The organism is Tritonibacter sp. SIMBA_163, assembly GCF_046535935.1.
GTDB lineage: Bacteria > Pseudomonadota > Alphaproteobacteria > Rhodobacterales > Rhodobacteraceae > Epibacterium > Epibacterium scottomollicae.
The window spans coordinates 1-241 of sequence record NZ_JAWJBP010001190.1 but is presented as its reverse complement, the minus strand read 5'-3'; the positions used below and the strand labels follow the sequence as shown (position 1 = coordinate 241).

Annotated in this window: 1 protein-coding gene; it reads left to right on the top strand. The window is 53.5% G+C overall.

Features of this window, described 5'->3' with window-relative positions:
* A partial coding sequence (locus tag R0J92_RS26085) for a response regulator (protein WP_411053825.1) occupies positions 1 to 241 on the top strand: 241 nt, incomplete at both ends.

Genomic DNA, 241 nt, shown 5'->3' with positions numbered 1-241 from the left:
CTGCCTATTATTATGCTCACCGCCAAAGGCGAAGAGGATAATAAAATTCAGTGGCTAGAAGCTGGCGCAGATGATTACATCACTAAGCCGTTTTCACCCCGTGAACTGGTGGCGCGTCTGAAAGCCGTGCTGCGCCGAGCAACCCCACGCGGTGTGGAAGACCCTATCGAAATCAACGGATTGCTGCTGGACCCCATCAGCCATCGAGTGAGTGCTTACGGTAAAGCACTAGAGATGGGCC